8 protein-coding genes are annotated in these 5678 nt (G+C 57.5%); all 8 read right to left on the bottom strand.

Annotation, left to right across the window (positions count from 1 at the left end):
* The coding region (locus tag AC1DKR_RS20975; protein WP_478035051.1) for a hemagglutinin repeat-containing protein at window positions 1-161 on the bottom strand (161 nt) is incomplete at its 3' end.
* Window positions 162-188: 27 nt separating this feature from the next.
* The gene (locus AC1DKR_RS20970) at window positions 189-473 is read right to left on the bottom strand and encodes a colicin immunity domain-containing protein (RefSeq protein ID WP_394198910.1); all 285 of its coding nucleotides are present in this window, start codon (window positions 471-473) and stop codon (window positions 189-191) included.
* A gap of 72 nt (window positions 474-545) precedes the next feature.
* Complete coding sequence (locus AC1DKR_RS20965; protein ID WP_394198912.1) at window positions 546-1292, bottom strand: hemagglutinin repeat-containing protein; 747 nt, start codon at window positions 1290-1292, stop codon at window positions 546-548.
* 416 nt (window positions 1293-1708) lie between these two features.
* Window positions 1709-2035, bottom strand: a complete 327-nt coding sequence (locus AC1DKR_RS20960; protein ID WP_394198914.1) for a hypothetical protein — start codon at window positions 2033-2035, stop codon at window positions 1709-1711.
* 2 nt (window positions 2036-2037) lie between these two features.
* Window positions 2038-2448: a hypothetical protein gene (locus AC1DKR_RS20955; protein WP_478035044.1), complete on the bottom strand. Its 411-nt coding sequence runs from the start codon at window positions 2446-2448 to the stop codon at window positions 2038-2040.
* A gap of 51 nt (window positions 2449-2499) precedes the next feature.
* Window positions 2500-2763: a hemagglutinin repeat-containing protein gene (locus AC1DKR_RS20950; RefSeq protein ID WP_394198916.1), complete on the bottom strand. Its 264-nt coding sequence runs from the start codon at window positions 2761-2763 to the stop codon at window positions 2500-2502.
* A 57-nt stretch (window positions 2764-2820) separates the two neighbouring features.
* Window positions 2821-3300, bottom strand: a complete 480-nt coding sequence (locus AC1DKR_RS20945) for a hypothetical protein (RefSeq protein WP_133119321.1) — start codon at window positions 3298-3300, stop codon at window positions 2821-2823.
* A 35-nt stretch (window positions 3301-3335) separates the two neighbouring features.
* Window positions 3336-5651 (bottom strand): VENN motif pre-toxin domain-containing protein, encoded by a 2316-nt coding sequence (locus AC1DKR_RS20940; RefSeq protein ID WP_478035036.1) that lies wholly within the window; start codon window positions 5649-5651, stop codon window positions 3336-3338.
* Between the last annotated feature and the right edge of the window lie 27 nt (window positions 5652-5678).

Below are 5678 nucleotides of genomic sequence, written 5' to 3'. Positions count from 1 at the left end.
TCTGCCACGTGCGCCTTGCCCGCTTCCAGCAGGATGTCGCCGGCAGAATCCAGGCTGAGTGTGTTGCCTGCGCTCAGGTTGCCCTGCACTACGTGGATGTCGCCCGTGGTACTGGTCAGGTTGACGTTGCCGCCGCCCTGGATGGTCGAGCCGAGCAGCACCACTAACCGAAAGATGCGGCGCTATCCTTAATCAAACACTGCTCTATTAAAGGCAGTCAACACATTTGAAACTTCGCGCAAAAGACCCTCATCCCCAAGCTCATAGTTCGCTCGCGACACCTCATCTGGCTCATACATATCAGCAAGACAGAATATTGTGGATAGACACTCATTCAAGCCCGGAAAATCCTCCCGCAGAAGATCAGAGCCCCTCTCAATCTTCCACAACTGAACATAAGCATCCGAAAATGATTGTGCAGAAATCCAACCATTGACGAACCTTTCAGCGAACTTAAACATCAACACACTCATCGAAGCACACCATTTTTGAAGAGATTTTCGTACTGCGAATTTTTCGGATCCAACTTAAATCCGATAACGAATTTACCTGAAGAATCCAACACCACGGCGTTGTTGGTGCTGGAAATCGCGCCGCCAATCAGGTTCACGTGCCCAACATCCACGTGATAGCCACCGTTGCCGGCAAACAAGCCACTCTGCTGGGCCCATGCCCTGGTAGCTGCCCTCGGCCTTGCCTGCACTGACATAGCCATCGGCGTTCGACGCGTTGCCGAAGGCCACCTGCACGCGCCCACCCACCTGGCTGTTCCTGGACATGCTCTCGGCAATGTCCTGCAGCGATTCGATCGTCAGCGTGCCGCCGGTCTTGACGTCGATGCGGTCAGCCGTCGCGGTCGCGCCGCGCAAGGTAGTGTCACCCTCGGCCTTCAGCGAGATGTTCTGGCCGGTCAGCGTGGTGTTCTGCCAGGTGTTGCTGTCTGAGTTCGCCTTGCTGCTGCCCACGCTGGCTTCGGCATACACATACACGCCCGTCTGCGCGCCCACGACAACGCCAACGCCCACTTCGGCGCCGGCATTGCTGCTCTTGCTGCGGTCTGCCACGTGTGCCTTGCCCGCTTCCAGCAGGATGTCGCCGGCCGAATCCAGGCTGAGCGTGTTGCCCGCGCTCAGGTTGCCCTGCACCATGTGGATGTCACCCGTCGTGCTGGTCAGGTTGACGTTGCCGCCGCCCTGGATGGTCGAGCCGCGCGAGACCGTGCTGCTGCCATCGGCACTGCTGTTGGCAGTCTTGAAGCCGATGCCGGCTTCAGCCCGCTGCGACTGCAACATGCTGGAGAAGCAATTGCCTGCCTCGGCCCGGAACCCCAGTCCCGCGAATTCTGCTTGAACAAGCACATGCTTCCGGAATTCATGACCGTCTTAGATTTTCTGAGCAATCAATTGAGCACGAAGCGTTGCCGCATCGACTGGGCTTTAGACTCCCGTAGCGTTCACTTCCCAGCTGGCGGTTGCGTTCTTATCGAATGTTATGAACTAACGAAGTTAGACGAAATCATGCTGCGCCAACGTTAATGGCAACTCGACTGCATCGCGCGAGATTCCGGGCGACTACAGATCTGCCCACCCCGTGCGATGCTCGAGCTCACGCCAAACCAAGATTATGGATTAGAAACTCCAGCAACTCAGCGCACCGCCACACCTCTCAACCAACCCAGTAACGACTAAATTCATCCATAATGACACCATCAACTCATAGCGCGAGCCACCTCGATATCAAACCTAAACGAAGCGGGTAATTTTCTATTCATTCTTAAATAATCAACTATCGAGGAAACCGAGAAGTCTTCGACGCCATTCGACGAAACCTCCACTTCGACGATTGATGAGCGATCAATCATCAAAACAAAGTGCTCCTCCGCCTGACCAAAGTGATGATGAAGAACCACGACGGCTTGGAAGGCCCCCAATTCCGCAAGAATCCGCCTCCTGATCAAATCCCCGTCCGGTGAATTAATCCAGCCACTTGTTGATTTCAGCCTATTCGCGCTATTCGCGGCCAAATGCATATCCATATTCACACGCCCGGAAATTCAGTGACTATATTCCCAAACGCTGGCCGCACTATCGAGATGCCCGCCACTGGATGCGCTGCACTGGCATCGGTATTGATGCCCAGCTCCGCCGCCGTGGTCTGCTTGCCACCGATGGTGGTGTTGCCTTCGCTCAGCGTTGCAAGCGTGGAGCTGCTGTCGCTGTCGCTGTCGCTGCCGCTCTCCGACATCGGCACGCCCGGGCCACCGCGCGGAGCGGTGGTGCCTTCCTTCGCGTCCCAACCGCTCATCTTGCCGCCCGCACCACCGCTGATGCTGCCGGAGCTGGCCGAGTAGTCCATCTGGTTCTGCAGGTCGCTGAAGGTCAGCGTCTGTGCGGTCAGTTCACTGTTGCCCGCGTTCGTGCTGGCAATCGCGCCACCAATCAGGTTCACGTGCCCGGCATCAACGTGGTACCCGCCATTGCCGGCAAACAAGCCACTCTGCTAGCCCACGCCCTGGTAGCTACCCTCGGCCTTGCCGGCACTGACGTAACCGTCGGCATTCCAGGCATTGCCGAAGGCCACCTGCACGCTGCCGCCAACTTGGCTGTTCTTGGACATGCTCTCGGCTATGTCCTGCAGCGATTCGATGGTCAGCGTGCCGCCCGTCTTGACGTCGATGCGGTCAGCCGTCGCGGTCGCGCCACGCAGGGTGGTGTCACCCTCCGCCTTCAACAGTCCAGAGGAGCCACTCCGAGTCAGCCTCATTTTTCCCGGCGGCTCCCAATCCTCAATCCAGGCGCGCAGAAGGGGCCAGCCCGCCGCTCAAGAATGAAGCCCATAGGCGTCCATTTCTTTCAAGCTGATAAACTTCAAACTCTCTCCACTCAGCGACGATCCGTCCAAGAATTCGCCATATCCGCAAGTGTCACATTGGAATGCAGGCAAAGACCTGGACACTCCAATGTACGCTCGCATATATGTCTCGCCACAGCGGCAGCAGACCCGATCAAACTCAACTGCAATCAACTCCTCCATCAAGTCGCGAACAAATTGAGCAATCACTTCATCACTCGCATTTGCCAGACGGGACGCTCGCGAAGATATACGATCAACATCTGCCTCACTAATGTCTGCGAGAGGATATTCGCTTGCACGCCCCGTCATATCCGCGATCGAATTAAACCCATAACTCAGGAACGGCTCTCTGCGGACCTCGTTTCCGCACTTTGCCATCCATTGCAGCAGCGCCTCAACAACACCCCTGCCACCGTCATCAGGAGCTACCGCAGCAAGCAGCAGCACCAAGCTACTCCGCAAATCATCTGGTAATCGGGCCATCACTCCCCACCTCTCACAGGATATGCCGTAATCAAATTTCCAGCCTTGTCAGTAAATACTTTTATGAAGGAAGTTCGCGCCCCACCATCTTTCAATGAAGATACCCCAACCTCTTTACCAACATCAACAACTCTAATGTACTGCCCCCCAGGAATTTCGTAAACAGGAGATTGAACGACAACTTTGCTCTGGAGAATCGCCTTGAGATCATTTGGACTAATATCAAAGACAGATCTGTTGGCAGTTGGGGGGCGATTAAAATGTCCGTCCAGAACATGCTCGAAACCGGCAGAAACAGGAGCCCCCGACTCTCGCAATGGCGTCGTGCGCGTGCGCCCATTCGCTAGATTCACTCGTGACTTTACGACTCCTCGCTCAACGAGAACACCTGGAATACCGGCAACCCCATCGTTACCCGCTTGTAGCTTCGGGGGCGCCACATCGCCGGGACGGACGTAGCTCTTCTCCTGCCCTAGCGGAACTGAGTTCGTTGTTGGCGTCTCCTCTGTAACCCTACGCAATGGCAGCCGGTTAACCCCAAGGCCACCAGTTTGAGGTGACAAGCCAGTTTTTCCCGCAACCGCTGTTCCGGCAATATTTGCGATACCACCCATCGTCAACGTCAACGCACGACGGTTGTCCTCGCTCATGCCTCCCATGGTCGCAGCCACGAAGGCGATACTGGCCATAGCACTCGACGTCTGTGCATCTTGGATTGCGAAGTAATTCCGCAACTGCATTGACGACGGGAGCAAGTCCTCGGTGCGACTGGGCTCCAGGCCCGACTTGCGCAGAGCGTTCTCGAACAGCCGTTCGTTCGCGCCCTTCTTGCGGTAGAAAATATCCTCAACCCACGAGTAATTGGCATCCTTGTACGCTTTCTGGTCGTCCCCCAGACCAGCATATGGACGCTCGTACACCTGCGACGGGTTGACTCCCTGCAGTTCGCCCGGGCGTAGCGTTCCAGCGCGCTCCTGGAACTGCTTTTGAAGCTCAGGCAGATCAAGAGGACCGTTCTGGGACTCATATCGGCTGATGTAGGTCGCGAGGTCAGCCGCTTGAAACTCACTCAGGCTCTCGCCTGCCAACGCCTTCCGTAGCAGCCCTGCACTCATCTGATCCCCTGCATCCAGCAGTACAAGCTCCAGGGATTCCTGCTTGTCCAACCCACCTTGCCGCTTGGCCTTCTCGCGCAGGTGAATCATTCGCGCGTGATCGTTCTGCCCCAGGAAGTTGTTCTCAGCCGAATTCTTCGCAATTCCCGCATTCAACGCTATCCCGGCCAGATCCTGCCCCGACAATCCGCCGGCCAACGCACCCACCGCCTGCGACAGCGCCAGGATCGTCTCCTTTTCCTGCGGGCTCAGCTTCGACGCATTGCCCCCATATAGCGTGTCGGTCAGGAACTTGGCTGCCACCTCACCACCTACCGCGGCCGCCGCACCTGCCCCTGCGCCGGCACCATTGACCTCGGCCAACACCGCGCCCAAGAGCGCATGCGACAGCAACTGCATGGTTGCGTTGGGGTCCTTGCCATGGTTCGGATCAAATGTGCTACCAATGAAGAAGGCTGCATAAGGTGCAAGCGCATTGGACGCAAGCTGGCCGACAGCCTGTCCGCCTGCACTTCCCACTAATGCGGTAGTCACGGCATCCAGTGCCCGGCTGTAGTCACCACCACTGCCCCACTTCTTCGCATCCTTATAGGCCTGGCTGTTGTCACTCAGCCGCTTGTCTCTCGCTTTGGCATCAAGTTTGTCGAACGCAACCTGCTCTTCGGGCGAAAGGCTGTCGTAATAGTCCTGCGTGGCCTTGTTGCTCTGATGGGTCTGGATGTCATTGGCAACCTGCCTGCTGGTAGCCACCACCGTCCCAATCGCACCCGCCATCGCCTGCTGGTCCGCCAGCAGCTTGGTGGCATCAGGCATCGCCTCCAGCGCACGATGCGCTGCACTGGCATCGGTATTGATACCCAGCTCCGCCGCCGTGGTCTGCTTGCCACCGATGGTGATGTTGCCTTCGGTCAGCGTCGCAAGCGTTGAACTGCTGTCGCTGCCGTTCTCCGTCATCGACATGCCTGGGCCACCGCGGGGGGCGGTAGTGCCCGCCTTCGGGTCCCAACCCTTCATCTGCCCGCCCGCACCACCGCTGATGCTGCCGGAGCTGGCCGAGTAGTCCATCTGGTTCTGCAGATCGCTGAAGGTCAGCGTCTGTGCGGTCAGTTCACTGTTGGCCGCGTTGGTGCTGGCAATCGCGCCGCCAATCAGGTTCACGTGTCCAGCATCCACGTGATAGCCACCGTTGCCGGCAAACAAGCCACTCTGCTGGCCCACGCCCTGGTA

This window comes from Stenotrophomonas sp. 01N47 (assembly GCF_056399165.1).
Note: the sequence above shows the minus strand (reverse complement) of the source record. Positions and strands in the feature narration are given on the sequence as shown.